The following is a 25,662-nucleotide window of genomic DNA, read 5'->3' on the forward strand; positions in this document are numbered from 1 at the left end:
GCGCAGCCCGGTGACGTCGGCCCTCACTCGTGGCGGGAGGGCTTCGCCGTCACCTCGACACCGCCGAAGAACGCCACCGCGCGCAGTCGGATCACCGGCACCCCGGGGACCGCCGACGCTCCGCTCGCCGTGACGCTGCGACCGCCGAAGAGGGAGAAGCCGGTCATCTCCACCCGCGTCCCCTCTGGCACCGTCACCTGCACCCCGCCGAAGGCGGCGTAGCACTGCAGATCCAGGACCTCTGGGGGCAGCTCTGCCTCCCGGAGGTCCAGGGTCACCCCACCGAACAGCGCCACGGCGACCACTCGCTGCGCCGGGCGCCACCGCCCGCGGCGCTCCGTGCCGCCGAACACCGCGACGATGGGGGCTGACCGGGCCGGCCGCTCGTCGGAACGCTTGCTCAGGTCCATGGTGGACACAATAGCGACACCGGGTGGATGCGAGGGTTGGCTAACCTGACGGGGTGCAGCCCCTCGAGCGCCTCGTGGCCACGGACGTGCTCCCGCCCGGCCGGGTCATGCTGGCGCAGGCGCCCTTCGCCCAGCAGCTCGCGGCCGTCGGGACTGACCTGCCGGTGGGCTCCGACGCCTGGTGGCAGCGGGTCGCCGCCCTGGGTACCCCGCTGCGCGCGCAGCTGCCCGGCGCAGGTGAGGTGCTGGTGCTGGTGCACCGGTCCACCGCGCCCGTGGTCTACGCCGACCTGGCCGGCTACACCGACCGCACCGACCTGCGCCACGGGGTGATGGACCGGGTGCCCGGCACCGACGTCTGGACCGCCTGCTTCCGCCTCGACCCCGGCTGGATCGGCAGCTACACCTTCATGCCGCTGCCCGAGGTGCCCCGGGCACCGGGCCCGCGCAACACGCCGGAGACCCGGGCCTGGTGGGTGGAGCTGATCAGCAGGGCCTGTCCCGACCCGCTGACCCCTCGGCCGCCGCTGCCCTCGCTGCGCACGCACCCGCACCCGGAGCTGCGCTCGGTGGCCGCCGACCGCCCCGAGGACGTCGAGGCGGCGACGAGCACCACCGCCGGGCAACCGGGGACGGTGCAGCAGGTCACCTGGACCCGGCCGGGGGCTGGGCTCGAGCACCCGGTCTGGCTGTACGCCTCGCCGACCACTGCCGGAGCCGGTGAGCTGGCCGTGGTGGTGGTGTTCGACGGCCAGGTGTGGGCGGAGCTCGGCCTGCCGGCGCTGCTGGACGACCTCGTCACCCGGGGCGTGCTGCCCCCGCTGGTTGCCGTGCTGGTCAGCTCGGTGGACCTGCCGCGCCGGGCGGCCGACCTCACCTGCAACCCCGACTTCATCGACGAGGTGAGCGACCACCTGCTCGGCGGCGTCGTCAAGGACTGGGCCCGCCGCCGCGGCCTGGTGGTGACCACAGATCCCGCGCGCACGGTCGCGGTCGGGCAGAGCTACGGCGGACTGGCTGCGTTCTTCGCCGGCACGCACCGCCCCGACCGCTTCGCCCGAGTGCTCAGCCAGTCCGGCTCCTTCTGGTGGCCGAGCCCCGGCAACGCCGCCGCCCGGCCCATCTCCCAGTGGCTGCGCCACGCCGAGCCGCGTCCCACCCGGACCGTGCTGCAGCACGGCACGCACGAGGAGCAGGTGGCCGACGGCAACCGCGAGGTGGCCGCCCTGCTCGCCGAGCGGCAGGAGTGGCACCAGGTGCTGGCGCAGCCGGGTGGACACGACTGGGCGTGGTGGCGGGCGAAGCTGGGTGCGGGGCTGGCGGCGCTGCTCGCATCCTGACGCGCCGGCCAGCGACCGTGACGGGCACGCCGGGAACAACATAGGCTCGTGTCCTGTTGGGCGTGGTTGACGCCGCCCCACGGCCCTCCTCTGTCCCCGAAAGGCACCCCTTTGACTTCGCCTGTCTCCACCACCTCTGCTGCTCCACCTCGGACTGGGCGGTTGATCGCCCTCCTGGTGGCCGCCGCCTTCGTCGTGATCCTCAACGAGACGATCATGAGCGTGGCGCTGCCCGACCTGATGGTCGAGTTCGAGGTCGGCGCCTCGACCGCGCAGTGGCTGACCACCGGCTTCATGCTCACCATGGCGGTGGTCATCCCCGTCACCGGCTACCTGCTGACCCGGCTGTCGCTGCGCACGGTGTTCGTGATCGCGATGTCCAGCTTCGTGGTCGGCACCCTGGTCGCGGCCTCCGCGCCGGTGTTCGGCGTGCTGGTGCTGGGCCGGATCATCCAGGCCGTGGGCACCGCGATCATGCTGCCCCTGCTGTTCACCACCGTGCTCAACGTGGTCCCCGCGGAGCGCCGTGGGCGCACCATGGGCGTCATCTCGATCGTCATCGCCGTCGCCCCCGCGGTCGGCCCCACCATCGGTGGAGTGGTGCTGGACCAGCTCAGCTGGCGCTGGATGTTCTGGCTCGTGGTGCCCATCGCGGTGCTCGCCACCGTGCTGGGTGCGATCTGGGTCCGCAACGTCACCGAGCCGCAGCGCGTGCCGCTGGACGTGGTGTCGGTGGTCTTCTCCGCGTTCGCCTTCAGCGGTCTGATCTTCGGGCTCAGCAGCATCGGCCAGGACGCCGAGGGCGCCGCGCTCATGCCGCCGGTGATCCCGCTGGCAGTGGGTGTGGTCGCGCTGGCGCTGTTCGTCTGGCGCGAGCTGCGCCTGGGTGACAAGGCGCTGCTGGACCTTCGAGCCTTCCAGACGCGGGACTTCTCCGTCGCCGTCGTGCTGGTGGCCATCAGCATGATGGCGCTGTTCGGCACCTTGATCCTGCTGCCGATCTACCTGCAGAACGTCCTCGACCAGTCCACCCTCACCACCGGCCTGATGCTGCTGCCCGGTGGCCTGGCGATGGGCTTCCTCGGCCTGGTGGTCGGCGCGCTGTTCGACAAGATCGGCCCGCGCCCGCTTGTCCTTCCCGGTGCCATCATCTCCAGCGTCGCCCTCTGGGGCATGACCACGCTGGGCGTGGACACCAGCATCGGCACCGTCATCGCGTGGCACATCCTGCTGAACATCGGCCTGGCGTTCATGTTCTCGCCGCTGCTCACCGCCGCGCTCGGCGCCCTGCCGCAGCGGCTGTACTCCCACGGCAGCGCGATCGTCAGCACGCTGCAGCAGGTGGCCGGTGCCGCCGGTACCGCGCTGTTCATCACCGTGATGACGCGCACCACCGTGGCCGGCGCCGAGGACGGCACCGACCCGGTGACCTCCCTGAGCGAGGGCATCCACGGTGCGCTGGTCTGCGGCGCGGTCATCTCGCTGCTGGCCATCGTGGGATCGTTCTTCGTCCGTCGCCCCGCGGCTCCGGTGGACCCGCTGGCGATGGCCACCGCAGGCAAGACCAACCAGGTGGACGCCGACCGCGAGGCCTCCCCGGTCGGCTGACCTGGCGCTGGACGCAACCCCCAAGCCGCAGCCCCCAACCTCTCGTCCCCGTTCGGCGCCTACAGCGCCAGCGCGGTCTCGGTGAGGTCGGGGGCTGCGTCGCGCTTGCGGAACCACTCCCTGCCGAAGGCGGCGGTGAGCTGCTCGGTGGGCATGTCGAGGAACGGGCCGAAGTCGCCGACCTGGGAGGGGTAGGCGTGCATCGCGGCGCGCTTGGCCGCCATCACGGCGCTGACGTCCACCGTCGTGGTGATCTCCGAGGCGGGCAGGCCGAAGGTCTCCACGTCGATCGGCGGCGCCCCCTCCTCCGACCACTCGCCGGCCATGGCCAGCAGCTGCCGCATGTGGTCGCGGTCGGTGGTGGCCTCGTAGACGTGCGCAGTGCCGGCCAGCTCGGCGGCGCGCACCCCCACCCGGTGCACCTGGACGTGGTCGGGGTGGCCGTAGCCGCCGTGCGCGTCGTACACGGTGAGCACGTCGGCGCCCTCCTCGCGCAGCACGGCGGCCAGGCGGGTGGCGGCCTGCTCCACGTCGGCGTTGCAGAACGCCTCCGTGTTGTGGTTGCCCTCGGTGCCCGCCATGCCGGAGTCGGCGTAGCCGAGCAGCACCAGGCGGTCAGCACCCAGGATGCGCACCGACTCGGTGACCTCCTTCTCGCGGCGGTCGGCCAGGCGTTCCCCCGGCGCGAGCAGGCCCTCCGGGAACTCGCCGAGCGCGCCGTCGGTGGCCGTCACCACCACCACCCGGTGCCCGGCGTCGGCAGCCAGGCGCATCACACCACCGGTGTTGAACACCTCGTCGTCAGGATGGGCGTGGAAGCACACCAGCACACTCATGCGCGTGAGTATCGCCCATGCCCTCCCCTCGCCCCCGGAGGGCGGGACGCCGGCATTGACTGCCGCGGTACTTTTCGGTGCACCACCACGAGAGGAACCCGCCGTGAGCGAGGTCGAGTTCGTCCTGAGCGACGTGCCCAGCAGCGAGATCGACCGCCTGGAGTCCTTCTACGTGCCGCTGGCCGACTCCGTGCGCGAGCTGGTCGACGCCACCATCCGCACCACGGTGGACGAGGACGAGGCCAGGGCGGTGCACGCCGAGGTCACCACCCTGGTGCGCCGGCTGCGGGCAGCGCAGATCGACGGGCCCGCCGGAGTGCACGTCAACGAGCAGGGCCGCAGCTGGAGCTGGGGCAACGCGGTGATCGGCAGGCGCAACGCCGCCGCCCCACCGCTGACGATCGTGCACGACCCCGACGGCCTGGTGCACTGCGACGTGGTGCTCGGCGCAGCGGCCGAGGGCCCACCCGGCCACGTCCACGGTGGAGTCACCGCCCTCATGCTCGACCACCTGATGGGCGAGACCGCCAGCGCCTTCCGCCGGCTCACGATGACCGGGACGCTGACCATGCGCTACCGCCGCGCCACCCCGCTCGGCGGGCTGCGCCTGGAGGGCCGCATCGACCGCGAGGAGGGCCGCAAGGTCTACGTCGTCGCCACCGTCGCCGACGCCGAGGGCGTCACGGTGGAGGCCGAGGGCGTGTTCATCGTGCCCAGCTGGTCGGTCTAGCCCTGCTGCAGCGGCCGCTGCGGGTCGGCCGTCCAGGCGTTCATCGACCCGTCGTACACCGCGACGTCGTCGCGACCGGCCTCGGCCAGGGCCAGCGCCGCCGCGGTGGCGGCGATCCCGCCGCCGCAGTAGGTGACCGGCTGCTTGTCCGGGTCCAGCGCCCCGGCCGCGGCGAACAGCTCCCGCAGCTCCTGCCGCGACTTGAGCTCCCCGTGGGCGTCCACCAGGTCACCGAACGGCACGTTGACGCTGCCCGGGATGTGACCCTTGGCGTAGGTCTCCGCGTCCAGGGCGTTCACCAGCAGCACGTCGGGGTCGGTGATCGCGGCCTCCACGTCGGCGGTGGAGCGCAGCATCTCCGGACGCCGGTGCGCCACGAAGCTCGCCGGCGGGTAGGACTCCACCCCGGTGGCGGTGTCGAAGCCGGCGCGCTGCCAGGCCTGCAGACCGCCGTCGAGGATGACCGCGTTGTCGAAGCCCTCCAGGGCGAGCTGCCACCACATCCGGGTGGCCCAGATGCCGTTGGCCTGGTCGTAGGCCACCACCGTGGACTCGTTGGAGACCCCGAGCGTGCCCATGACGGTGGCGAACTGCTCCGACGGCGCCGCGGCGAAGGGGGCCTCACCGGCGCTGTCGGACAGGTCGCGGATGAGGTCGGCGAACACCGCGCCGGGCACGTGCGCCTGCTCGTAGGCGGCGCGGCCGGACTCCATCCGCCACCCGTTGGCCTCGGAGGGCAGGAAGACGGTGGCGTCGATGACGCGAACGTTGCTGTCGTGCAGGTGCTCGTGCAGCCACTCGGCCGACACGTGGCGCAGGTTGTCAGGCATGGCGTCCACGCTACTCACGCCGCACGCACCCAGCGCGCGCCGAGGAGCCGCGAACATTCGACCGCCCCCGTGTGGCCGCCAGGCCGCCTGGGTGGCGCCCGGTGCGCAATGCCCCCACCAGGGACGCTGCTGCGCGTGCGCCCTGCGTCACATCTACGATCCGCGCATGGATCTGTGGGAGTCGTTGGACCCGTTGAAGAATCCGCTGACGTACGCGGCTCCGTTCTTCGCGCTCTGCATCGTCATCGAGCTGCTCGCGCTGCGGTGGCTGGACGACGACGAGCACCAGCCGCGCACGGGCTACGACGTCAGGGACGCACGCACCAGCATCTCCATGGGCGTGGGGTCGATCGTGGTGCTGACGGCGTACAAGATCGTCACCTTCTTCGCCTTCGTGGCGGTGTACTCCTACCTGGCGCCCTGGCACCTGCCGACCAACACCTGGTGGTACTGGGTGCTCGTCGTCCTCGGCGTCGACCTGGCCTACTACTGGCACCACCGCTTCTCGCACCGCGTGCGGCTGGGGTGGGCCGGCCACCAGGCGCACCACTCCAGCGAGTACATGAACCTGGGCACCGCGCTGCGGCAGAAGTGGAACCCCTGGTTCGAGTTCTTCTTCTGGCTGCCGCTGCCGCTGCTGGGCTTCTCGCCGTGGACGCTGTACGTGGGGTTCTCGCTCAACCTCGTCTACCAGTTCTTCACCCACACCGAGGCGGTGGGGCGCCTGCCGGCGCCGGTGGAGTGGGTGTTCAACACGCCCTCGCACCACCGGGTGCACCACGGCAGCGACGCCGAGTACCTGGACACCAACTACGGCGGCATCCTCATCGTCTGGGACCGGCTGTTCGGCACGTTCGTCCGCGAGGGCCGGCGGCCGCGGTACGGCCTGACCAAGCCGGTGGGGACCTACAACCTGCTGCGCCTGCAGTACGGCGAGTACGCCCGGATGGCTCGGGACGTCCGCGCGGCGAGCACGTGGCGGGAGCGGATGGGCTACGTGTTCGGCCCGCCGGGCTGGACGCCCTCCGAGCGTGGCCCGGCCACCCCGACCGTCGCCGTCGCGGCGGCCACCGCCGGTGCCGGTGGAGCCCACCCGTAGCCTCTGCCGGATGAGCACCCTTGCCGAGGTCGGCGACCGCGACGGCTGGCGCTGCTGGCTCTGCGACGAGCCGGTGGACCCGGAGGCGTCCGTGAACACCGACCTGGGCCCGAGCGTCGATGGCGGCGCGGTGAAGAAGGGCAAGAAGTCCAGCGTCGGCGTGGAACGCCTGGCGCACCGCGCGTGCAACACCCGCAAGGGCGCCGTCAAGCCCGTGGTCGCGTGGTCGCCGGAGCTGTTCGTCGTCGACCCCGCCCCCATCGCGCCCACGGTGGAGCGGCTCAGCCGCAAGGGTGGCCGCGAGGTGGTCGCCCGGTGTCCCAGCCGGGAGGACGCCGACCAGGCCGCCGAGTGGCTGCTGGACCGACTCTCCCGCTTCGCGCCCGACCTCTCGGTCACCACCCAGGTGGACACCGGTGGAGGGCAGTTCCTGCTGGTGCTGCGCACCCTCTAGGGCACCCGCCGGGCAACGGTCCAGCCAGGTCGCCCGCAGCGGTGGACCATGGCGGACATGCACCCGTCCGACCTGCTGACCGGCCCCGGACAGGGCTGGGTGCAGCTCGTCGAGCTGGGCATCGCGTTCGTCCTGTCCGCACTGATCGGCCTGGAGCGCGAGGTGCGCGGCAAGAGCGCGGGGCTGCGCACCCAGGCCATCGTCGGCACGTCCTCGGCGCTGATCCTGCTGGTCGGCAAGTACGGGTTCACCGACGTCGTGGCCGAGGGCGTCAGCGTCGACCCCACCCGGGTCGCCTCCCAGATCGTGTCCGGCATCGGGTTCCTCGGCGCCGGGCTGATCATCACCCGGCAAGGTGCGGTGCGCGGGCTGACCACCGCGGCGGCCGTCTGGGAGACCGCCGCCATCGGGATGGCGGCCGGTGCCGGACTGGTGCTGCTGGCCGTCGTCGTGACCGCGCTGCACTTCGTGATCGTGCTGGGCTTCGCACCGGTGATCGCCCGGATCCCCCACCTGCACCAGGCCGTCCAGCTGCACATCACCTACCGCGACGGCGAGGGTGTGCTGCGGCGCCTGCTGAGCACCTGCGGCGTGCACGGGTGGACGGTGAACGCCATGACCGCGGACACGCCGGGGCGCCGCGACGTCAGCGAGTCGCTGGCCCTGCACGAGCCCGGCCAGGTGGGCGTGATGATGATCCTGGCCGGAGCCAGGGTCGGGGACGCCTCCCGGGTGCTGGCCGGGGTGGACGGAGTCACCTCGGTGACCGTGGTCGACGAGGAGTCCGAGTGACCCTGGGTGCGCTGGCGGCGTGCTAGTCGTCGAGCCGTGCGTGCCTGCCGCGGTTGGTCGGCCTGGTGGTCTCGTCCATGGCCAGCGCCCGTTGGGCCCGATCGAGGTAGTCCCGCAGGTCCCGACGCTGCCGCGGCTCGAAGCCCGGGTCGATATGCTGCCCGGCAGGGACGTCGATCTCGATGCCCAGGCTGAGCACGGTGCCGTTGGGGGCCGGGTCCACCAGGTGCACCATTCGGTGCGGCACCGCCGGCCGCGGTGAGATGGTGCGGGTGACGGCCCGCCGGCCCGCCTCGTGCTCGATCACCTCCAGGATGCTGGTGTTGCCGGCCACGTCGGTGAAGCACTGCTGGTGACCGACCCCCACCGTGGGTGTCCCGGGCACGGCGAAGCCGCGCACGATGTTCGGGGACAGCACCGGGGCGTGCTCGGCCGGAAAAATCAGCTCCCAGACCTGCTCTGGCGGGTGCCGCAGCAGCACGGCCTCGCTGATGCGCACGGTGCGGGCGGGCAGCGTGCCGACCGAGATGCGGTCGGCGGTCCCCTGCGGTTGCGGTTTCCTGAAGCGCCCCTTGGTTTTCCCCCTCATGACTGGTCATCTAAGCGGTTGACCAGACACGGAGCAGGGCGCGACGTGCCGGAGGGCAGTCCTTCGTGATCGACCAGTGATCAAATGGCTGTCGCCACGAACGCTCTGGCACGAACGAGCCGATCCGCCGAACCAGTCGTACCGTTTTCAGGGTGACCACGCTCACCGCAGCGCACGGCGTCCTGCCCCCGCACTGCTACCCGCAGGAGCAGATCACCGAGACGTTTGCGCAGCTGTGCCTGCCGGACGACCGGTCCCGGTTGCTGCTCAACCGGTTCCACGAGAGCGCCCACGTCTCCACCCGGCACCTCGTCCTGCCCCTCGAGCGCTACGCCGGCCTGGACGGCTTCACCGCGGCCAACAACGTCTTCCTCCAGGAGGCCGTGGACCTCGGCGCGCAGGCCCTGCTCGGCGCCCTCGCCGACTCCGGGCTCACCCCCGAGGACGTCGACCTGATCATGTCCACCACGGTCACCGGCATCGCCGTGCCCTCGCTGGACGCGCGCATCGCCGCCATGGTCGGGCTGCGCCCGGACGTCAAGCGGGTCCCGCTGATGGGCCTGGGCTGCATGGCGGGGGCGTCCGGAGTGGCCCGACTGCACGACTACCTCCGCGGCGCCCCGGACGAGGTGGCCGTGCTGGTGTCGGTGGAGCTGTGCTCGCTCACCCTGCAGCGCGGGGACACCAGCGTGGCCAACATGGTGGCCTCCGGGCTCTTCGGCGACGGCGCGGCCGCGGTGGTCGCCGTGGGCGCCGAGCGCGCCACCGCTCACCAGGGTCCGCAGGTGGTCGACTCCCGCAGCCACCTCTACCCCAACACCGCCGCGGCCATGGGCTGGGACGTGGGCACCACCGGGCTGGCCATCGTGCTGGGTGCGGAGGTGCCCGAGCTGGTGGACACCTACCTGGGCGAGGACGTGCGGGGCCTGCTCGCCGCGCACGAGCTGAAGGTCGAGGACGTGACGCGCTGGATCAGCCACCCTGGCGGGCCCAAGGTGCTGCGGGCGGTGCAGACCGCGCTGGGCCTGGGCGACGACGCGCTGGCCCTGACCTGGCACTCGCTGAGCACCGTGGGCAACATGTCCTCGGCCTCGGTGCTGCACGTGCTGCGCGACACCCTGCAGCAGCGCCCCGCAGGACCCGGTGACCGCGGGGTGCTGATGGCGATGGGCCCGGGCTTCGCCGCCGAGCTGGTGCTGCTGCAGTGGTGAGCCAGGTCTGGTTCACCGTCCTGGTGGCACTGGTCGGCGTGGAGCGGCTCGCCGAGCTGGTGATCGCCCGGCGCAACCTGGCCTGGAGCCGCGAGCGCGGCGGGCGGGAGAGCGGGGCCGGCCACTACCCCGCCATGGTGGTGCTGCACACCGGGCTGCTGGTGGGCTGCTTGCTGGAGGTGTGGCTCGCCGACCGGCCGTTCATCCCCGGCCTCGGCTGGCCCATGCTGGCGCTGGTGGTCGCCGCGCAGGGCCTGCGGTGGTGGTGCATCACCACGCTGGGTCCACAGTGGAACACCCGGGTGGTGGTGGTGCCGGACCTGCCGCGGATCACCCACGGCCCCTACCGGCTGATCCCCCACCCCAACTACGTCGCGGTGGTGGTGGAGGGGGTCGCGCTGCCGCTGGTGCACACCGCCTGGGTCACCGCGGTGGTGTTCACGGTGCTCAACGCGGCGCTGCTCACCGTGCGCATCCGCAGCGAGAACCACGCACTGGCGGCGCTGGATGCATGACCTGCTCGTCGCCGGCGGCGGGCCCGCCGGGCTGGCGGTGGCCCTCGGCGCAGCCCGTGCCGGGCTGGACGTGGTGGTGTGCGAGCGGCGCGGAGGGACCCTGGACAAGGCGTGCGGCGAGGGGCTGATGCCGGTGGCGCTGCACGCGCTGCAGGCCCTCGGCGTCGATCCGCCGGGCCACGCCATCCGCGGCATCACCTACCGCCAGGGCAGCCTGGCCGCCCACGCCGCGTTCACCGCCGGGCCCGGACGCGGGGTGCGGCGCACCGAGCTCCACCGAGCGCTGCGCGAGGCTGTGCAGCAGCAGGGCGTGTCCGTCCTGGACCGCACCGTGCACGCCCCCGTGCAGCACGACGACCGGGTGGAGGCGGCAGGGCTGTGCGCGCGGTACCTGGTGGCCGCCGATGGGCTGCACTCCCCCCTGCGCCGCGCCTTGGGGCTGCAGGCGCCGACCACCGCGGCACCTCGGTGGGGCCAGCGCCGCCACTACGCGCTGGCCCCCACCACCGACCACGTGGAGGTGACCTGGGGCGAGCACTCCGAGGCCTACGTGACGCCCGTGGCGCCGGACACCCTCGGCGTGGCGGTGCTCTCCGCCACCCGGACCGGCTTCGCCGAGCAGCTGCGGGAGTTCCCGCTGCTGGCCGAGCAGCTGGCCGGGGCCACCCCGGTGTCGCCGGTGCGCGGTGCGGGGCCTTTGCGCCAACCGGTGCGCCGGCGGGTGGCCGGCCGGGTGCTGCTGGTGGGCGACGCCGCCGGCTACGTGGACGCGCTCACCGGGGAGGGCCTGGCCGTGGCGCTCGGGGCGGCCGCCGAGCTGGTGCGCTGCGTGCGGGCGGGCCGGCCGCAGGACTACGAGCGCGCCTGGGCCCGGGTGTCGCGCCGCTCGCGGCTGATCACCAGCGGCCTGCTCTGGGCCCGAGACAGACCGGTGCTCGCACGGCGTGTGGTTCCACTGGCCGCGCGAGCACCGGGGTTGTTCGCTGCCGGGGTGTCCCGGCTGGCTTACTGATCGAGCGTCAGAGCTGAGGGAGCGTCAGAGCGCCACGCCCGCCGCGTCCTTGGCCGCGATGTAGCCGAAGGCGATGGAGGGGCCGATGGTGGCGCCCGGGCCGGCGTACTCGTTGCCCATCACCGAGGCGGTGGTGTTGCCGGTGGCGTAGAGCCCGTCGATGACCGTCTCGTCCTCGCGCAGCACCCGGGCCCGCTCGTCGGTGACCAGACCACCCTTGGTGCCCAGGTCGCCCACCTCCACGCGGATCGCGTAGAACGGTGCCTTCTCGATGGTGTCGAGGTTGGGGTTCTTCAGCGTCGGGTCGCCGTAGTAGCGGTCGTAGGCGCTGTCGCCCCGGTTGAAGTCGAGGTCCTTGCCGCTGCGGGCGAAGTCGTTGAAGCGGCTCACCGTCTGGGTCAGCGCCTCGGCCGGCAGCCCGACCTGCTCGGCCAGCTCGGCGAGGGTGTCGGCCTTGTGCACGATGCCGGCGGAGTAGAAGTCGTCCGGGAAGGGCATGCCGGGCAGGATCTGCGCGAACGGGTAGCGCGCGCGGGCCTTGGCGTCCATCACGAAGTACGCCGGCAGGTGCTTGCCCTCCAGCTGGTCGTGCACGAAGTTCACGTACGGCGCGGCCTCGTTGGTGAAGCGCTTGCCGTCGGCGGCCACGATGACCTGGCCGGGGATGGCCCGCTCGGACACCAGCGGGATGGTGGCACCGGAGGGGTGCTCCACCGAGGGCATCCACCAGGCGTCGTCCATGAGGTCCACGGCCGCGCCGAGCTGGGTGCCGACGTTGATGCCGTCGCCCTTGAGCTCACGGGCGCCGAGGCTGTGGTTCTCCTTGCCGCCCTCGGGCAGGTACTTCTCCCGCATCTCGGTGTTGTGGTCGAAGCCACCGGTGGCCAGCAGGACACCGCGGCGGGCACCCACCCGCACCGACGTGCCGTCGCGCTGGACCACCACGCCCACCACGCGGCCACCCTCGACCACCAGCTCGGTCATCGGGGTCTTCAGCCACACCGGGACGCCGGCGTCCTTGAGGGCCATCCGCATCCGCGCGACCAGGGCGCGGCCGCCGGTGGCCATGTGGCGACGCAGCACCATGTTGGACGACACCCGCCAGGCGGCGACCATGGATGCTCGACGGCCGGCCCACGTGCGCTTCACCATGGCCAGGTCGTGGTAGTCCTTGGCCGTCACCCACAGGCCCAGCGGGCCCTTCATGCTGTTGGGGCGCTGGTACTTCTCGTCCTCGCGCAGCTTGCGGGTGTCGAACGGCTTGGCCTCGATGGAGCGGCCGTCGGCCTTGCCGCCCTCCAGCTCGGGGTGGTAGTCGGAGTAGCCCTTGGTCCAGAAGAACTTCATCCACTTGCTCTGCTCGAGCAGCTCCATCGCCTTGGGGCCGTGCTCGATGTAGGCGTCCAGGCGGGCGCCGGGGACGCGCCCCTCGGTGAGCAGGTCGAGGTAGCGACGGATGGAGCCGGTGCTGTCGTCGTGGCCCTTCTTGCGCAGCGTGGGGTTGTTGGGGATCCAGATCCCGCCGCCGGAGATGGCGGTGGAGCCGCCGTACTTGGAGCCCTTCTCGATCACCACGGTGGACATGCCCGCGTCCTTGGCGGTGAGGGCCGCAGTCATGCCGCCACCCCCGGAACCCACGACCACGAAGTCGAAGGTCTCGTCCCAGCTGGTGCTATCCACAGTCATTCCCGCGCCTCGCCTCACATCGTCGGTCAACGGTGCGAACGCTAGGCCAGCCCACCACCGCTCCCGAGCGCGGTCCCGTTGGGCGAGACAGCTGTCCGGTTTTCTCCCGATCAGCGGGACTCGTCTCGCCTAAACCCTGGTGATCCATGACACTGCAAGCAGGCTCGCGGGCGTACTGCCTCGCGGCGCAGACCCTGGTACGTCAGGAATGGAGACCCGAACATGAGCATTATCGAGGACGAGGTCCGCCAGATCGAGAACGACGGCGTGCCGGACCGCTACGCCCGTGGCTGGCACTGCCTGGGCCTGCAGCGCGACTTCGCCGACGGCAAGCCGCACTCCATCGAGGCCTTCGGCCAGAAGCTGGTGGTCTTCGCCGGCGAGGACGGCAAGATCAGCGTGCTCGACGCCTACTGCCGTCACATGGGTGGCGACCTCTCCCAGGGTGAGGTCAAGGGCAACACCATCGCCTGCCCGTTCCACGACTGGCGCTGGGGCGGCGACGGCAAGTGCAAGGCCGTGCCCTACGCCAAGCGCGTCCCGCTGCGCGCCCGCACCGCCGCGTGGCCCACGCTGCTGCAGGACGGCATGCTCTTCGTCTGGAACGACCCCGAGGGCAACCCCCCGCCGGCGGACGTGACCATCCCGCGCATCGCCTCCTACGACGACCCGGAGTACACCGACTGGGTCTGGTACACCACCAAGATCGAGGGCTCCAACTGCCGCGAGATCATCGACAACGTCGTGGACATGGCGCACTTCTTCTACATCCACTACTCCTTCCCGACGTACTTCAAGAACGTCTTCGAGGGGCACACCGCCACCCAGTGGATGAACGGTGAGGGCCGCGACGACATCCAGCGCGCCGCCGCGGCCGACCCCAACGCGCCGATCAGCACGGGCAACTCATCGGTCGCCTCGTACCACGGACCGTCGTTCATGATCGACGACCTCGTGTACCACTACCAGAACGCTGAGGACGTCCCCAGCGTGCTCATCAACTGCCACTACCCGATCGACGCCAACTCCTTCGTGCTGCAGTACGGCGTCATCGTCAAGAAGCTGCCGGGCCTGGACGACGCGGCCGCCGAGGCGATGGCCCGCAAGATGGGTGACTTCATCCGGCTCGGCTTCGAGCAGGACGTGCACATCTGGAAGCACAAGGCCCGCATCGACAACCCGCTGCTCACCGAGGAGGACGGCCCGGTCTACCAGCTGCGTCGCTGGTACGAGCAGTTCTACGTCGACGTCGCCGACGTGACGCCGGACATGACGGACCGGTTCGAGTTCGAGATCGACACCACGCAGCCGAACCAGGCGTGGCGTGCCGAGGTCGCCCAGAACATCGCCACCCGGGACGCCGCCGATCGCGAGACCGCCGAGAGCCAGCCGGTCTGATGAGCGTTCGGCCCGACAACCGTCTCGAGGACACGCCGATGCAGCAGGTGCGCTGCCGGGCGTGCACCGCATCGGTCACGGCACGCAAGAGCAGCTGGGACCAGACGACCATCCAGTGGCACGACGACGCGGTGGAGGCCTGCCTGGAGCGTCGGGCGGCCTCCCCGCGTCCCGGCCCCAACGGTGGCACCTTCTCCGGCTGCCAGGAGCTGCGGCAGAGCATCCGGGAGGCCGCAGTGGCCGGGACGCTGGAGGTGGTCTCCCACGAGCCACTTCCGGTCAACCCGGAGGCAGCCTTCGCCGGTCACGACCAGGCCGCGCACTGATGCGGGTCGGTCTCGGCTCTCCCATCGTGGCGCTCTCGGGCAACCGCCCGGCGTGGGAGAGCGAGGCCGGTCCGGCCGAGCTGGTGCGGGTGGCCCAGGCCGCCGACCAGCTCGGCTACGACTTCATGACCTGCGGCGACCACGTGGCAGTGCCCCCGGGCCTGCCCCGTGGCGAGCGGTTCTACGACCCGCTGGCGACGTTCGCGTTCCTGGCCGGCCAGACCAGCCGCATCCGGTTCCTGCCGTACGTGCTGGTGCTGCCCTTCTACCACCCGCTGGAGCTGGCCAAGCGCTACGGCACGCTGGACCACCTCAGCGGTGGCCGGCTGGTGCTGGGCCTCGGGGTGGGCAACCTCGAGGAAGAGTTCGACCTGCTCGGCAAGCCCTTCGCCGACCGCGGTCCCCGGGCCGACGACGCGCTGCGGGCGCTGCGCGCGGCGCTGGGCAAGCGGGTGGTGTCCTACGACGGTCCGTACTACTCCTTCGAGAACCTGGTGATCGACCCGCACGCGGCGCAGGAGAAGCTGCCCATGTGGATCGGTGGGCACAGCAAGCGGGCGCTGCGGCGTGCCGTGACGCTGGCTGACGGGTGGTCGCCCGCGCCGCAGGCGTTCCGTGGTCCCTCCCCGGAGCTGATGCGCCAGATGCTCGACGAGGTGGACCCGCCGGCCGGGTTCGACGTGGTCTTCACCCCCGGTGGGCGCATCGACGCCATCGGCGCGCCCGACTCGGTCGGCGAGATGCTGGAGACGGCGGAGAAGGCGGGCGGCACGCTGGTGAACCTGACGCTGCGCCACGAGTCGCTGGAGCACTACCTGGAGCAGCTCGCGGCCTTCGCCGAGCTCGCCGGCCTCCCCGGCTGAGCACCGCACCGCCGCCGGAATACCGGCGTCTGCCCGTGGTGTTGCCCCGGGCATGAGCAGCCCGCTGAAGGTAGACATCTGGTCCGACATCGCCTGCCCCTGGTGCTACGTCGGCAAGCACCGCTTCGAGGAGGGGGTGCGCCGCTACCAGCAGGCCGGTGGCGGCGAGGTGGAGGTGGAGTACCACTCCTTCGAGCTCGCCCCGGACACCCCGGTGGACTACGAGGGCAGCGAGGTCGACTTCCTCGCCCAGCACAAGGGCATGCCCGTCGAGCAGGTCCGCCAGCTGCTGGAGCAGATGACCGCCACCGGCGCCGCCGAGGGCATCACCTTCGACTACGCGGCCGTCCGGCACACCAAGACCCTCAAGGCGCACGAGGTGCTGCACGTGGCCAAGGCCCACGGGCTGCAGGTGCAGCTCAAGGAGCGGCTGCTGCACGCCTACTTCACCGAGGGCCGCCACGTCGGCCACGACGACGACCTCGCCGAGCTGGCCGCGGAGGTGGGCCTGGACGCCGCGCAGGTGCGTGCCGACCTGGCCGAGGGCACCTACCGCGACGCGGTGCAGGCCGACATCGACCAGGCCCGCGCCTACGGCATCAGCGGCGTGCCGTTCTTCGTCATCGACGGCCGCTACGGCGTCTCCGGCGCCCAGCCGGCCGAGCTGTTCGAGCAGGCGCTCACCCAGGCCGCCGCGGAGGTGCCGGCGTGACCTCGCCGTTCGAGATGGTCGGTGACGGCGCCGGCGCGGTGTGCGTGGACGGCGTGTGCGCGCTGCCCGAGCAGCCGGAGCCGGCGCCGGCGCATGAGACGGACCCCGGCCCCAGCGCCAGCTGAGCTAGTCGGCGGGGGCCAGGTGGCGGGTCAGGAACGCCACCTGGTGGGCCACGGTGGTGTCGAACCACTCCTTGCCGGGCCACACGTCGAAGTGGTCGCACGGGTAGTGGCGCACCTCGGCCCGGCCCGCGAAGGCAGCGGTGGCGGCAGCCTGCGGCGGGGCGCTGCGGTCGAAGTCGCCGATCTGCACCAGCAGCGGGCAGCGCAGCCGGTCAGCCTGCTTGCCCGGCTTGTAGCTGCCCAGCTCCACGCCCACCGCGGCGTCGATCTCGTTGCGCCACGACGGGCCGGCGAGGGAGAGGTAGTCCTCGTAGCAGCCGTCCAGCGACAGCGCGGCCATCTCCCCCGGCCGGCCCACCACCGGCATCATCACCGGCGCCCTGCCGACCAGGCCGGACACCCGGCTGCGCACCGCGGCCGCGCCGGAGCGCAGCAGCTCGGTGGGCTTGTGGTGGGCCATGGCGTGCCGTCCCGCGGACGTGCCGTCCACCAGCGGGGTCAGCGAGATGACGGCGGCCACGTCGTCGCGGTCGGCGCCGGCGGCCAGCACGTGCCCGCCCGACAGCGACACCCCCCACAGCACCAGCCGGTGCGCGTCCACCCCGTCCAGCGCCGCGGCGGCCCGCATGGCGGCGCGGTAGTCGGCCAGCTGGCCGGTGGGTGACACTCGCTGGCGGGGGCTGCCGCCGCTGGTGCCGAAGCCGCGGTAGTCGAAGGCGAACACGTCCAGCCCCGCGGCGGCCAGCGCCTCGGCGAAGGGCTGCAGCCCAGAGTCCTTGGTGCCACCCAGCCCGTGCGCCATCACCACCACGGGCCGTCCCGCCGCGGTGGTCAACGCGTCGGAGCCGGCGGTGAAGTGCCAGGCGTCGCAGGTGGTGCCGGCCGAGGAGAAGGAGACCTGCTGGTAGCCGGCTTCCTGGCGGGTGGGGAGCTCGTGCGTGGTCATTCCGGTGTCCCTTGCTGTGTGGTCAGGTGGGTGCTCGGGTGCAGCAGGTCGGTGCGTCCGTAGATGGTGGCCAGCCAGATGGCGGCCACGGCGTCGGTCAGCGCGGTGGGGTCGGCGTCGGTGACGAAGGTGAGCCGCTCCAGCAGTCGTTCGTTGAGGTCGAGGAGCATGGTGGCCAGGGCCTCCGCGGGTGCGCCCGCGGCGGCGCGGCCCGCGGCCCGCTCGTCGGTGATCATCGCCGCGATCGGGGCGACGAACTGACGGCGGTCAGCCTCCCAGAGAGCCCGGACCTCCGCCGAGGTGTTGCGGGCCTGCAGCATGGCCCGGTAGAGGTGGCGGTGGTCGCGCCCGGCGCGCACCAGCGCCGCGAGCGTCCGGGTGATCCGGGTGGCCGGGTCCCCCTCGCCGAGCAGCACCGACGTCGCGGTGGAGACCTCGCCGTACATCTCGTCGGCCGCGGCGGCCACGGCAGCCGCCTTGCTCTCGAAGTAGAAGTAGAACGCCGGCCGCGTCACCCCGGCCTGCTTGGTGAGGTCGCCGACGTTGACCGCGTCCAGGTCCCCGTCGGTCTGCCGCAGCTGCTCGTCGAGGGCTCGCAGCAACGCGGTCCTGCGGAGGTCGCCGGCGGCGCCAGCGCGGCGGTCGGTCAGCGACCGTGCGCTCACGTGGTCCGGCCGGCGAGCAGGGGCGCGCCCTCAGCGGTGGCGCGCTGCAGCCCGGCGGGCAGCTCCTTGGTGCGCATGTCGTGCTCGTAGAGGAAGAAGTCCACCTGCTGGGTGTGCCGCGCCGAGGCCACCATGTGTCCGGTGTACTTCTGCTCCTCCGCCACGATCACCTGCTCCATCTCGGCCACCGGCGGCAGCCGGTAGCGCCCGGCCGCGTAGGCCGCGACGAGGCGGGCCTGGCACTCCACGAACGGGAACAGGGTGGGCGTGGACTGGGCGAACCCGACGAAGGCGAGGTCGTCGATGCCCGGCTTGAACATCCGCTTGTACAGCGGCACGTGGTTGTCCGGCGCGCTGAGGAAGCTCTCGTCGAAGAACGGGAAGGTGATGTTGTAGCCGGTGGCGTAGACGATGACGTCGAAGTCGCTGCTGGTGCCGTCCTCGAAGTGCACCGTCTCCCCGTCCAGCAGGGTGACGTTGGGCTTGGCCACCACGTCGCCGGAGCCCAGCCGCAGCGGCAGCTCCACCGACTGGGTGGGGTGGGCCTCCATGAACTTGTGGTTGGGCTTGGGCAGGCCGTAGTCCTCGGGGTTGCCGGCGATCAGCGGCGCAGTGAGCTGGGTGAGCTTGCGCTGCCAGCGCGCCGGGATGGTGGGCGAGGTCTTGAAGTACTTGTCGGCCGGCTTGCCCGCCAGGTACTTGGGCACGATCCAGGCGCCGGAGCGGGTGGAGAGGGTGACGTCGTTCTGCAGGGTGCGCGAGGACAGCTCCACGGTGATGTCGGCGGCGCTGTTGCCCAGCCCCACCACCAGGATCCGCTTGCCGGTGAGGTCCAGCGGGCTGCGCGGGTCGATGTAGTGGTGGGAGTGCATCTCCACCCCGGAGAACGTGCCCGGGAAGCTGGGGGTGCGCGGGTCCCAGTGGTGGCCGTTGCCGACCACGAGGAAGTCGAAGCGTCGAGTCTCGCCGCGCCCGGTGGTGAGCTCCCAGCCCCCGCCGGCGAGCCGCTCGGCGTGCTCCACCCCGTTGTCGAACTCGATGTGCTGCTTGAGGTCGAACGCCGTGGCGTAGTCCTCCAGGTAGGCCTTGACCTGGGTGTGGTGCGGGAAGTCCGGGTAGGTCATCGGCATCGGGAAGTCCCGGAAGGACAGCTGGTGCTTGGAGGTGTCGATGTGCAGCGAGCGGTAGGCGCTGCTGACCCCGTTGGGGTTGCCGAACGCCCAGTTGCCACCGATGCGGTCGGACATCTCGAAGCAGGTGTACGGCACGCCGTAGTCGCCGAGCATCTTGCCCGCGGTGAGACCGCTGATGCCGGCGCCGATGACGGCAGTGGTGGGACGGGACACGTGTCCTCCTGGAGGTGAGCCGCAGCCGGCCCTGGGCGGGAAAGATGGTGCGCAGCAGCCGAGTGAGGCTGGTCACAGCAGAACCTAGGTCGAATTGTGACGTGCGTCAACTATTGCTTACAGACGTCAGGGCGGCCGGAGGCGCTGCGCGTCCCCGGGGTGCTCGGCGAGGGCATCGCACCCGCACTGGCCAGCGTTCGGTCACTGGCGCGGAAACTGTCGGTGGTTCGAACTAGTGTTCGACTCATGGACATGGCCGGTGCCCTCGCAGACCCCACTGGGGTGGAGCTGTGGCGCCTGGGGTCGGATGAGCTGGTGACGTTCGCTCGCGACCTCGGCGCCGCCACCTCCGCCATCAATGGCCTGCAGCTACGAACCATCACCGAGATCGACCGGCGGGGAGCAGCAATCGAGCTGGGCGCCGCGAACACCGCGCGGTGGCTGACCGACGTGAGCCACGTGTCCCCGGGTGCGGCATCGCGAATGGTGCGGTTGGGCCTGGCCCTGGATCGGCTGCCCGATGTGGCCGCCGCGCTGGACTCCGGCGCCCTGCTGAGCGAACACGCCGAGGTGATCGTGCGAGTGTTGCAGCAGCTGCCCAACGACCTGCCCGATGACGGTGTCGACGCCTGCCGCACCTACCTGCTGGACGCCGCCCGCCTGGAGGACCCACAGGCGTTGGGCCGGCGTGGCAAGGACCTGCTCGCCCGCATCTGCCCCGACGATGCTGAGCTCACCGAGGAACAAGCAGTCACCCGCCGGCAGCTGCGCATCAGTGACTGCGGCGACGGGCTGCACAAGCTCACCGGCTGGCTCGACACCGAAGCCGCCGAGCTCGCCAAGGCCGTGTTGTCCCCATTGGCGAAACCACGACTTGAAGACACCGGCGAGAAGGACACCCGCTCACCCGCCCGACGCCTCGGCGACGCCTTCGTCGACCTGCTCGGCCGCGCCGCCGATCACGTCTGCGTGCCCGGGGAGGGCTACGCCCGCCCGCACCTCACCCTGCACGTGCGCGCCGACGCCCTCGCCGCCGGCCGCGGCCCGGCCGCCGAGCTCACCTTCCTCGGCCCCTTGTCCATCGCCGCCGCCCGCCGGTTGGCCTGCGACGCCGAAGTCACCCCCATGACCCTGGACGAGAACGGCGTACCCCTCGACGTCGGACGCACCACCTACGTGGTGTCCGGTGGTCTCCGAAGGGCCCTCATCGCCCGCGACCGCGGCTGCGCCTTCCCCGGCTGCGGCCGACCACCAGGCTGGTGCCACGCCCACCACATCGTCCACTGGGTCAACAACGGCGACACCGCACTAAGCAACCTCGTCCTGCTGTGCGGACACCACCACCGCGTTGTCCACCACCAAGGCTGGTCGGTCACCATCGGTGACGACCGCCAACCCTGGTTCACCCCACCACCCTGGATCGACCCAGGCGGCACCCCACGACCAGCACACCAACGAAGACCACAGCCGGCGGTTCCCGGCTCTGGGGCGATTAGCAGGGGGGCGGCCTAGCCGCAAACAGCCAGGTGAGGCTGCGCCGCGCCGCCACCGCGTACTCCGCGCGACCGGTGGCCCGCGCGTGGGCGAGGTCCTCCAGCGCGGCGCAGCGGGCATAGAAGTAGATCCGCGGCATCGCGTCGCCGCCCAGGTCGCCGTAGCCGTCCAGCACCTCGTCCAGGAAGCGCGGCCCGAAGTCGCGGAGCAGCCGGGACAGGTCGATGGCCGGGTCGGTGATCGCCGCGTCCGACCAGTCGAGGATGCCGGTGAGCTCGCCGCCGTCGGCCAGCAGGTGCTCAGCTCCCAGGTCGTTGTGGCACAGCACGGGGTGCTCCGGTGCATCAGGTACGGCGGCGTGGAGGAGGTCGAGGTGCTCGGCGGGGCCGCGCAGGTCGGCCAGCCACTCCAGTCCCGGATCGATCTCCCGGGGGACGAGCCCCGCCACCGCCGCCGAGTCCACCCGGTGCAGCCGCCGCAACGCCCGCGCGAGGGTCGTCGCACTCCCCTGCGGCGGCGCCTGCCCCAGCAGCGAGGCGCCCGGCAGCAGCGGGTAGGCCAGCACTCCCAGCTCGGCATCCACCAGCACGGGGCAGGGAACCGCCACCCCCAGGTCGGCCGCCGCGAGGACGGCGAGCAGCCCGCTCTCGTGGGCCACGCCGGCGTCGCGCCCCACGCGCACGACCAGGTCGCCGGCCCGAAACACCACGTGGTCCAGACCGTTGCCCCAGGGCGCCGGCGGAGCCCACCGACCGAGGCCGTGCCGCCGCAGCGCCTCGCTCGCTCGGTCCAGTGGCGTCGACACTCGAGACCGACCCCTTTCCCGCACGGTCCGAGAGACCACCGTGGCACGGCCGCACCGGGCTGTCCAGCGGTTGACCGCGACGCCATGTCAGCCGGTCAGCGGGCCATTTCGGGTATTCGTTCCAGGGTGCTATGGCTTGGTGCCGGTACCTCGCGACAAAGCTGGCGTTGATAACGTCCGCACTGTCCGACAAGGGTGGGTTTGCCACCGTCTGCGAAGAATCACACCGTTGGACGGCCTCGCAGCCCACCGACACCTGGCGCGACCCGACTCTGTGACCACACCGGAGGGAACGGGTCCGAGCTCGAAGTTGATGAAGGAGGTGGCGTGTGCCTGATTCAGGTTTCACGCAGCTCAGCGTCGTGGCGATCGTCGGCCTCCTGGTGTTCTTCTACGGTGGCACCTTCTGGGTCTCGCTGCGCATCGGAAAGCGCGAGGAGAACGCCGACGGGTACATGACCGCCGGGAACAAGCTTGGATTCGGCATCTCGGCCGCGAGCATGACCGCCACGTGGATCTGGGCGTCGTCGCTGTAACCCTCGGCCACCTCCGGCTACACCTACGGCATCTCCGGTCCCATTCACTACGGGCTGTGGGGTGCGCTGATGATCCTGTTCATCTACCCCTTCGGACGCCGCATCCGCGCGGTGGCGCCCAAGGCCCACACCTTGGCCGAGGTGATGCGCGTGCGTCACGGTCGCTCCAGCCAGCTGATGCTGGCCGGGTCCAACGTGGTCGGCAGCGTGATCAGCCTGATGTCGAACTTTCTGGCCGGCGGAGTCCTCATCTCCATGCTGTCGCCGTTCAACTTCATCCAGGGGGTGTTCATCGTCGCCGGCGGGGTCCTGCTCTACACGCTGTGGTCGGGCTTTCGGGCCTCGGTGCTGACCGACTTCATCCAGGTGGTCGCCATGCTCGGCGCCGTGGTGGTGATCGTGCCGTTCATCTTCTTCGCCGCAGGTTTCCCCGCCGCGTTCGAGAGCGGCGCAGGCAACCTCACCGCGCAGCAGGGCAGCTTCTTCTCCAGCGACGCGTTCCTCAACCAGGGCGCCCCCTACATCGCCGCGGTGCTGGCCTACGCCATCGGCAACCAGACCATCGCGCAGCGCTTGTTCGCGGTGCGCGAGAACCTCATCAAGCCGACCTTCATCACGGCGACCATCGGCTACGGCGCCACCGTGATCGGCGTCGGCATGCTCGGGGTCCTGGCGCTGTACCTCGGGATCGAGCCGATGGACGGCGACGTGAACAACGTGATCCCGCAGATGGCCATGAGCTACCTGCCGGCCGTGCTGCTGGCGGTGTTCTTCGTGATGATCATCGGAGCGCTGTCGTCCACAGCGGACTCCGACCTCGCCGCGCTCGCCTCCATCGCGATGGCTGACGTCTACGGCCAGAACCTCGCCGGCAAGAAGGGCGCGAACCCCCGGACCATGGTGCTGGTCGGCCGCACCACGATGGTGGTGGCCACCGCGGTCGCGGTCGCGCTGGCGAGCCTCCAGCTGAGCATCCTGGACCTGCTGGTCTTCGTGGGCGCGCTCTGGGGGGCGCTGGTCTTCCCGGTGATCGCCAGCTTCTACTGGGACAAGGTGACCAACCGGGCCTTCACCACCTCGGTGCTCGCCGCACTTGCCGTCTTCCTGCCCATCCGATTCAGCTGGGTACCCGTGAACGGTGCGGTGGGGCTGCTCACCGACGTCCTCTCCGTGGTGGGGATCGGGGTGGTTCTCGGCCTGATGGCCTTCGGGTTCTTCGGCCTGCGCGTCGCGCAGGTGGTGGCCGTGCTGTCGGCGCTGGTCTCCGCCCCGTTCGTGCTCGGCTTCTTGCACGACTACGCCACGCTCAGCGCCTCGCTGGCCGCGTACGCCGTCAGCACGCTGGTCTGCTTCGGCATGTCGGTGCGCCAGCGCACCCGCTTCGACTTTGCCCTGATCGCCAAGGGCACTGGGGACTTCGATCCTTCCCGCGCCGACCCCTCCCGCGCCGGCCCCTCCACCACGGCACCCACGACGGAAGGAACCCGCGCATGAGCACCGTTGCGCTCACCCTCTACATGCTGGTCTGGCCGGTCCTGGTTGCCGGCGTGCTGTTCGTGATCAGCAGGGCGTTCCTCCGGGACTACCTGGAGGCACGGCGCGAGGGTCGCGACATGATCTGACCCCCACCGGGAGCGTCAGTCCTGCTCCGGGCTCTCGGTCGGACGACGGCATGGGCAGCAACAGCATGTACGTCAGCATGGCCTGGATCATGGCGGGCTTCCTGATCATGGCGGTGTTCCGCGGCGGAGCACCGGAGCTCACGCGGCTGCGCCAGCGCCTGCCGCTGCTCGCCGGCTGGTCGGTGGGCATGGGCCCTGTGGCTGTGGTTCCTGTTCGACGTCCTCATCGGCGCGGTCAACGGCCACGCCTGGGAGCTGACCGGTGTCGGCTCGCTGACCATCTTCGCCATGGCGCTGGTCACCGGGGCCTTCACCCGCACGTTCGGACTCGCCGCGATCGTCCCAGTCATGCTGGGTGGTGTGCCTGCCTCCGGTGGTGGCTTGTCGGTCTACTTCGACGGGCACGGTGTCGGCGGCAACCTGCTGGTGATCGTGGTCTGGGGTGTGGTCGGTGCGCTGCTCAACCTGGCGGCCGACCGCTGGGTGGCGCACCGCGCGAAGCGCCACGGCGACGTCACCACGATCCCCGCGGGCACCGGCGTCCCACAGCCGGCGGTCACGTCTGAGCCGAGGCCATTGACGCTGATCCCATTGACACTGCCGCTCCCCGCAATACCGTGGCTCTAACCAACAGGCAAGGAGCCGGTCATGGTGTTGCGGGTAGTGCAGTGGGCCACCGGTTCCGTGGGACGCGCCGCGATCGGGGCCATCGTGGCCCATCCCGAGCTCGAGCTGGTCGGCTGCTGGGTGCACTCGGCGGACAAGCACGGCTGTGACGCCGGCGAGCTCGCGGGCCTCGACCCGCTCGGCGTCCGGGCCACCAGCAGCGTCGAGGAGATCCTGGCGCTGGAGGCCGACGCAGTGGTCTACGCGCCCCTGGTCCCCAGCTCGCGGGAGGTGGCAGCGCTGCTGCGCTCGGGCAAGAACGTGATCACCCCGGTGGGCTGGTACTACCCCACCGACAAGGAGACGACCAAGGTCGAGCAGGCCTGTCTCGACGGTGGGGTGAGCCTGCACGGCACCGGGATCGACCCCGGTGGCGTCACCGAGGTGTTCCCGCTGCTGCTGTCGTCGATGTCCTCGGCGGTGACCTTCGTGCGTGCGGAGGAGTTCTCCGACATCCGCACCTACGGCGCACCGGACGTGGTCCGCTCGATCATGTTCTTCGGCTCCACGCCGGAGCAGGCGCGCACCGGACCGATGCTGGACCTGCTCAGCCGCGGGTTCACCCAGTCGGTGCGCATGGTGGTCGACACCCTCGGTATCGGCGGTGACGTGGACATCCGTCCGCGCCACGAGCTGGCGGTGGCCACCGCCCCCATCGACTCCCCCATCGGGGTGATCGAGCCCGGCCAGGTCGCTGCGCAGAAGTTCTTCTGGGAGGCCTTCGTCGGCGACCGGCTGGTGGTGCAGATCGGTGTGAGCTGGTTGATGGGCGAGGAGCACCTGGAGCCGGCCTGGACGCTCGGCGAGGAGGGTGAGCGCTTCGAGATCGAGGTGCGCGGCAACCCCGACACCTTCGTCACCATCCGCGGCTGGCAGCCGGAGAGCGTGGAGGCGGGGCTGGCCAGCAACCCCGGCATCGTCGCCACGGCGGCGCACTGCGTCAACGCCGTGCCCTACGTGTGCGCGGCCGCCCCTGGGGTGGTCACCTCGGTGGAGCTGCCCATGGTGGCCGGCCGGGCACACCCAGATCTGCTGCGCGCCTAGGC

General features: G+C 71.3%; 29 protein-coding genes. 20 read left to right on the top strand and 9 right to left on the bottom strand.

The genetic code is table 11. From position 1 onward, the window contains the following. Positions 1-23 precede the first annotated feature (23 nt). Positions 24-410: a hypothetical protein gene (locus tag AC3YNX_RS13710; RefSeq protein WP_489995800.1), complete on the bottom strand. Its 387-nt coding sequence runs from the start codon at positions 408-410 to the stop codon at positions 24-26. Positions 411-463: 53 nt separating this feature from the next. Here AC3YNX_RS13710 and fes point away from each other — a divergent pair, with 53 nt between their 5' ends. Next, positions 464-1,750 (top strand): enterochelin esterase, encoded by a 1,287-nt coding sequence (fes, locus tag AC3YNX_RS13715; protein ID WP_489995801.1) that lies wholly within the window; start codon positions 464-466, stop codon positions 1,748-1,750. Between the two features lie 111 nt (positions 1,751-1,861). Further along, a complete protein-coding gene (locus AC3YNX_RS13720) occupies positions 1,862-3,358 on the top strand; it encodes an MDR family MFS transporter (RefSeq protein ID WP_489995802.1) in 1,497 nt (498 codons plus the stop codon). Positions 3,359-3,417: 59 nt separating this feature from the next. Here AC3YNX_RS13720 and AC3YNX_RS13725 read toward each other — a convergent pair whose 3' ends face one another. After that, the gene (locus AC3YNX_RS13725) at positions 3,418-4,194 is read right to left on the bottom strand and encodes a PIG-L family deacetylase (RefSeq protein WP_489983290.1); all 777 of its coding nucleotides are present in this window, start codon (positions 4,192-4,194) and stop codon (positions 3,418-3,420) included. Between the two features lie 103 nt (positions 4,195-4,297). Here AC3YNX_RS13725 and AC3YNX_RS13730 point away from each other — a divergent pair, with 103 nt between their 5' ends. Then, complete coding sequence (locus AC3YNX_RS13730; protein WP_489995803.1) at positions 4,298-4,924, top strand: PaaI family thioesterase; 627 nt, start codon at positions 4,298-4,300, stop codon at positions 4,922-4,924. On the opposite strand, the gene AC3YNX_RS13735 is transcribed toward AC3YNX_RS13730, so the two are convergent. Further along, positions 4,921-5,754, bottom strand: a complete 834-nt coding sequence (locus AC3YNX_RS13735; RefSeq protein ID WP_489995804.1) for a sulfurtransferase — start codon at positions 5,752-5,754, stop codon at positions 4,921-4,923. The genes AC3YNX_RS13730 and AC3YNX_RS13735 overlap by 4 nt on opposite strands. Before the next feature lie 166 nt (positions 5,755-5,920). On the opposite strand from AC3YNX_RS13735, the gene AC3YNX_RS13740 reads away from it, so the two are divergent. Genes AC3YNX_RS13740 through AC3YNX_RS13750 form a run of 3 tightly spaced genes read left to right on the top strand, consistent with a single transcriptional unit; the run spans position 5,921 to position 8,099 of the window. Further along, positions 5,921-6,853 carry a sterol desaturase family protein gene (locus AC3YNX_RS13740; protein WP_489995805.1) on the top strand — a complete coding sequence of 311 codons (933 nt, stop codon included), beginning with the start codon at positions 5,921-5,923 and terminating at the stop codon, positions 6,851-6,853. Positions 6,854-6,863: 10 nt separating this feature from the next. Further along, positions 6,864-7,307 (top strand): hypothetical protein, encoded by a 444-nt coding sequence (locus tag AC3YNX_RS13745; RefSeq protein ID WP_489995806.1) that lies wholly within the window; start codon positions 6,864-6,866, stop codon positions 7,305-7,307. Between the two features lie 57 nt (positions 7,308-7,364). Beyond that, entirely contained in the window at positions 7,365-8,099 is a 735-nt protein-coding gene (locus tag AC3YNX_RS13750) for an MgtC/SapB family protein (protein WP_489995807.1), read from the top strand. 22 nt (positions 8,100-8,121) lie between these two features. On the opposite strand, the gene AC3YNX_RS13755 is transcribed toward AC3YNX_RS13750, so the two are convergent. Then, on the bottom strand, positions 8,122-8,688 hold the full coding sequence (locus AC3YNX_RS13755; RefSeq protein WP_489995808.1) for an SRPBCC family protein: 567 nt from the start codon (positions 8,686-8,688) through the stop codon (positions 8,122-8,124). Positions 8,689-8,840: 152 nt separating this feature from the next. On the opposite strand from AC3YNX_RS13755, the gene AC3YNX_RS13760 reads away from it, so the two are divergent. From AC3YNX_RS13760 to AC3YNX_RS13770, 3 genes are read left to right on the top strand one after another with little or no spacing between them, the layout of a single operon-like run. After that, positions 8,841-9,899 carry a type III polyketide synthase gene (locus AC3YNX_RS13760; RefSeq protein WP_489995809.1) on the top strand — a complete coding sequence of 353 codons (1,059 nt, stop codon included), beginning with the start codon at positions 8,841-8,843 and terminating at the stop codon, positions 9,897-9,899. Next, positions 9,896-10,414, top strand: a complete 519-nt coding sequence (locus AC3YNX_RS13765) for an isoprenylcysteine carboxyl methyltransferase family protein (RefSeq protein WP_489995810.1) — start codon at positions 9,896-9,898, stop codon at positions 10,412-10,414. Before AC3YNX_RS13760 ends, AC3YNX_RS13765 begins: the two co-directional genes overlap by 4 nt. Then, positions 10,407-11,426 carry an NAD(P)/FAD-dependent oxidoreductase gene (locus AC3YNX_RS13770; RefSeq protein ID WP_489995811.1) on the top strand — a complete coding sequence of 340 codons (1,020 nt, stop codon included), beginning with the start codon at positions 10,407-10,409 and terminating at the stop codon, positions 11,424-11,426. The genes AC3YNX_RS13765 and AC3YNX_RS13770 overlap by 8 nt, the downstream gene beginning before the upstream one ends. 24 nt (positions 11,427-11,450) lie before the next feature. Here the strand turns inward: AC3YNX_RS13770 and AC3YNX_RS13775 are convergent, their stop codons facing one another. Continuing rightward, entirely contained in the window at positions 11,451-13,112 is a 1,662-nt protein-coding gene (locus AC3YNX_RS13775) for an FAD-binding protein (RefSeq protein WP_489995812.1), read from the bottom strand. Between the two features lie 222 nt (positions 13,113-13,334). On the opposite strand from AC3YNX_RS13775, the gene AC3YNX_RS13780 reads away from it, so the two are divergent. Genes AC3YNX_RS13780 through AC3YNX_RS13800 form a run of 5 tightly spaced genes read left to right on the top strand, consistent with a single transcriptional unit; the run spans position 13,335 to position 16,536 of the window. Next, the gene (locus AC3YNX_RS13780; protein ID WP_489995813.1) at positions 13,335-14,510 is read left to right on the top strand and encodes a 3-ketosteroid-9-alpha-monooxygenase, oxygenase component; all 1,176 of its coding nucleotides are present in this window, start codon (positions 13,335-13,337) and stop codon (positions 14,508-14,510) included. Then, on the top strand, positions 14,510-14,836 hold the full coding sequence (locus AC3YNX_RS13785) for a ferredoxin (protein WP_127782817.1): 327 nt from the start codon (positions 14,510-14,512) through the stop codon (positions 14,834-14,836). Before AC3YNX_RS13780 ends, AC3YNX_RS13785 begins: the two co-directional genes overlap by 1 nt. Beyond that, on the top strand, positions 14,836-15,699 hold the full coding sequence (locus tag AC3YNX_RS13790) for a TIGR03619 family F420-dependent LLM class oxidoreductase (RefSeq protein ID WP_489983300.1): 864 nt from the start codon (positions 14,836-14,838) through the stop codon (positions 15,697-15,699). The genes AC3YNX_RS13785 and AC3YNX_RS13790 overlap by 1 nt, the downstream gene beginning before the upstream one ends. A 52-nt stretch (positions 15,700-15,751) precedes the next feature. Then, on the top strand, positions 15,752-16,411 hold the full coding sequence (locus AC3YNX_RS13795) for a DsbA family oxidoreductase (protein WP_127782815.1): 660 nt from the start codon (positions 15,752-15,754) through the stop codon (positions 16,409-16,411). Next, positions 16,408-16,536: a hypothetical protein gene (locus AC3YNX_RS13800; RefSeq protein WP_489995814.1), complete on the top strand. Its 129-nt coding sequence runs from the start codon at positions 16,408-16,410 to the stop codon at positions 16,534-16,536. The genes AC3YNX_RS13795 and AC3YNX_RS13800 overlap by 4 nt, the downstream gene beginning before the upstream one ends. Before the next feature lies 1 nt (position 16,537). Here the strand turns inward: AC3YNX_RS13800 and AC3YNX_RS13805 are convergent, their stop codons facing one another. From AC3YNX_RS13805 to AC3YNX_RS13815, 3 genes are read right to left on the bottom strand one after another with little or no spacing between them, the layout of a single operon-like run. Continuing rightward, the gene (locus AC3YNX_RS13805; protein WP_127782814.1) at positions 16,538-17,482 is read right to left on the bottom strand and encodes an alpha/beta hydrolase; all 945 of its coding nucleotides are present in this window, start codon (positions 17,480-17,482) and stop codon (positions 16,538-16,540) included. Beyond that, positions 17,479-18,147 carry a TetR/AcrR family transcriptional regulator gene (locus AC3YNX_RS13810; RefSeq protein WP_489995815.1) on the bottom strand — a complete coding sequence of 223 codons (669 nt, stop codon included), beginning with the start codon at positions 18,145-18,147 and terminating at the stop codon, positions 17,479-17,481. Before AC3YNX_RS13810 ends, AC3YNX_RS13805 begins: the two co-directional genes overlap by 4 nt. Beyond that, positions 18,144-19,493 (bottom strand): flavin-containing monooxygenase, encoded by a 1,350-nt coding sequence (locus AC3YNX_RS13815; protein ID WP_489995816.1) that lies wholly within the window; start codon positions 19,491-19,493, stop codon positions 18,144-18,146. Before AC3YNX_RS13815 ends, AC3YNX_RS13810 begins: the two co-directional genes overlap by 4 nt. A gap of 246 nt (positions 19,494-19,739) precedes the next feature. Here AC3YNX_RS13815 and AC3YNX_RS13820 point away from each other — a divergent pair, with 246 nt between their 5' ends. Beyond that, entirely contained in the window at positions 19,740-21,005 is a 1,266-nt protein-coding gene (locus AC3YNX_RS13820; protein ID WP_489995817.1) for an HNH endonuclease signature motif containing protein, read from the top strand. On the opposite strand, the gene AC3YNX_RS13825 is transcribed toward AC3YNX_RS13820, so the two are convergent. Next, positions 20,986-21,792, bottom strand: a complete 807-nt coding sequence (locus AC3YNX_RS13825) for a phosphotransferase (protein ID WP_489995818.1) — start codon at positions 21,790-21,792, stop codon at positions 20,986-20,988. The two genes, AC3YNX_RS13820 and AC3YNX_RS13825, sit on opposite strands and share 20 nt — an antisense overlap. Before the next feature lie 329 nt (positions 21,793-22,121). On the opposite strand from AC3YNX_RS13825, the gene AC3YNX_RS13830 reads away from it, so the two are divergent. From AC3YNX_RS13830 to AC3YNX_RS13850, 5 genes are all read left to right on the top strand, one after another. After that, positions 22,122-22,328, top strand: coding sequence for a hypothetical protein (locus AC3YNX_RS13830; protein WP_489995819.1), 207 nt, complete (start codon positions 22,122-22,124; stop codon positions 22,326-22,328). A 66-nt stretch (positions 22,329-22,394) separates the two neighbouring features. Beyond that, entirely contained in the window at positions 22,395-23,822 is a 1,428-nt protein-coding gene (locus tag AC3YNX_RS13835; RefSeq protein WP_489995951.1) for a sodium:solute symporter family transporter, read from the top strand. Beyond that, positions 23,819-23,950 carry a putative transporter small subunit gene (locus AC3YNX_RS13840; protein ID WP_241249825.1) on the top strand — a complete coding sequence of 44 codons (132 nt, stop codon included), beginning with the start codon at positions 23,819-23,821 and terminating at the stop codon, positions 23,948-23,950. Before AC3YNX_RS13835 ends, AC3YNX_RS13840 begins: the two co-directional genes overlap by 4 nt. Positions 23,951-24,238: 288 nt before the next feature. Beyond that, on the top strand, positions 24,239-24,577 hold the full coding sequence (locus tag AC3YNX_RS13845) for a hypothetical protein (RefSeq protein WP_489995820.1): 339 nt from the start codon (positions 24,239-24,241) through the stop codon (positions 24,575-24,577). 21 nt (positions 24,578-24,598) lie between these two features. Beyond that, a complete protein-coding gene (locus tag AC3YNX_RS13850) occupies positions 24,599-25,660 on the top strand; it encodes an NAD(P)H-dependent amine dehydrogenase family protein (protein ID WP_489995821.1) in 1,062 nt (353 codons plus the stop codon). Positions 25,661-25,662 lie beyond the last annotated feature (2 nt).

The organism is Rhodococcus sp. Z13_19A (assembly GCF_058133575.1).

What these genes read in the sequence shown, in the direction of transcription:
- AC3YNX_RS13850 (WP_489995821.1), top strand. Translation starts at nt 24,599, where the DNA reads ATGGTGTTGCGGGTAGTGCAGTGGGCCACCGGTTCCGTGGGACGCGCC.
- AC3YNX_RS13840 (WP_241249825.1), top strand. Translation starts at nt 23,819, where the DNA reads ATGAGCACCGTTGCGCTCACCCTCTACATGCTGGTCTGGCCGGTCCTG.
- AC3YNX_RS13725 (WP_489983290.1), bottom strand. Translation starts at nt 4,194, where the DNA reads ATGAGTGTGCTGGTGTGCTTCCACGCCCATCCTGACGACGAGGTGTTC.
- AC3YNX_RS13750 (WP_489995807.1), top strand. Translation starts at nt 7,365, where the DNA reads ATGCACCCGTCCGACCTGCTGACCGGCCCCGGACAGGGCTGGGTGCAG.
- AC3YNX_RS13735 (WP_489995804.1), bottom strand. Translation starts at nt 5,754, where the DNA reads ATGCCTGACAACCTGCGCCACGTGTCGGCCGAGTGGCTGCACGAGCAC.
- AC3YNX_RS13805 (WP_127782814.1), bottom strand. Translation starts at nt 17,482, where the DNA reads ATGACCACGCACGAGCTCCCCACCCGCCAGGAAGCCGGCTACCAGCAG.
- AC3YNX_RS13740 (WP_489995805.1), top strand. Translation starts at nt 5,921, where the DNA reads ATGGATCTGTGGGAGTCGTTGGACCCGTTGAAGAATCCGCTGACGTAC.
- AC3YNX_RS13845 (WP_489995820.1), top strand. Translation starts at nt 24,239, where the DNA reads ATGGCGCTGGTCACCGGGGCCTTCACCCGCACGTTCGGACTCGCCGCG.
- AC3YNX_RS13745 (WP_489995806.1), top strand. Translation starts at nt 6,864, where the DNA reads ATGAGCACCCTTGCCGAGGTCGGCGACCGCGACGGCTGGCGCTGCTGG.
- AC3YNX_RS13770 (WP_489995811.1), top strand. Translation starts at nt 10,407, where the DNA reads ATGCATGACCTGCTCGTCGCCGGCGGCGGGCCCGCCGGGCTGGCGGTG.
- AC3YNX_RS13780 (WP_489995813.1), top strand. Translation starts at nt 13,335, where the DNA reads ATGAGCATTATCGAGGACGAGGTCCGCCAGATCGAGAACGACGGCGTG.
- AC3YNX_RS13790 (WP_489983300.1), top strand. Translation starts at nt 14,836, where the DNA reads ATGCGGGTCGGTCTCGGCTCTCCCATCGTGGCGCTCTCGGGCAACCGC.
- AC3YNX_RS13820 (WP_489995817.1), top strand. Translation starts at nt 19,740, where the DNA reads ATGGACATGGCCGGTGCCCTCGCAGACCCCACTGGGGTGGAGCTGTGG.
- AC3YNX_RS13755 (WP_489995808.1), bottom strand. Translation starts at nt 8,688, where the DNA reads ATGAGGGGGAAAACCAAGGGGCGCTTCAGGAAACCGCAACCGCAGGGG.
- AC3YNX_RS13795 (WP_127782815.1), top strand. Translation starts at nt 15,752, where the DNA reads ATGAGCAGCCCGCTGAAGGTAGACATCTGGTCCGACATCGCCTGCCCC.
- AC3YNX_RS13775 (WP_489995812.1), bottom strand. Translation starts at nt 13,112, where the DNA reads ATGACTGTGGATAGCACCAGCTGGGACGAGACCTTCGACTTCGTGGTC.
- AC3YNX_RS13710 (WP_489995800.1), bottom strand. Translation starts at nt 410, where the DNA reads ATGGACCTGAGCAAGCGTTCCGACGAGCGGCCGGCCCGGTCAGCCCCC.
- AC3YNX_RS13785 (WP_127782817.1), top strand. Translation starts at nt 14,510, where the DNA reads ATGAGCGTTCGGCCCGACAACCGTCTCGAGGACACGCCGATGCAGCAG.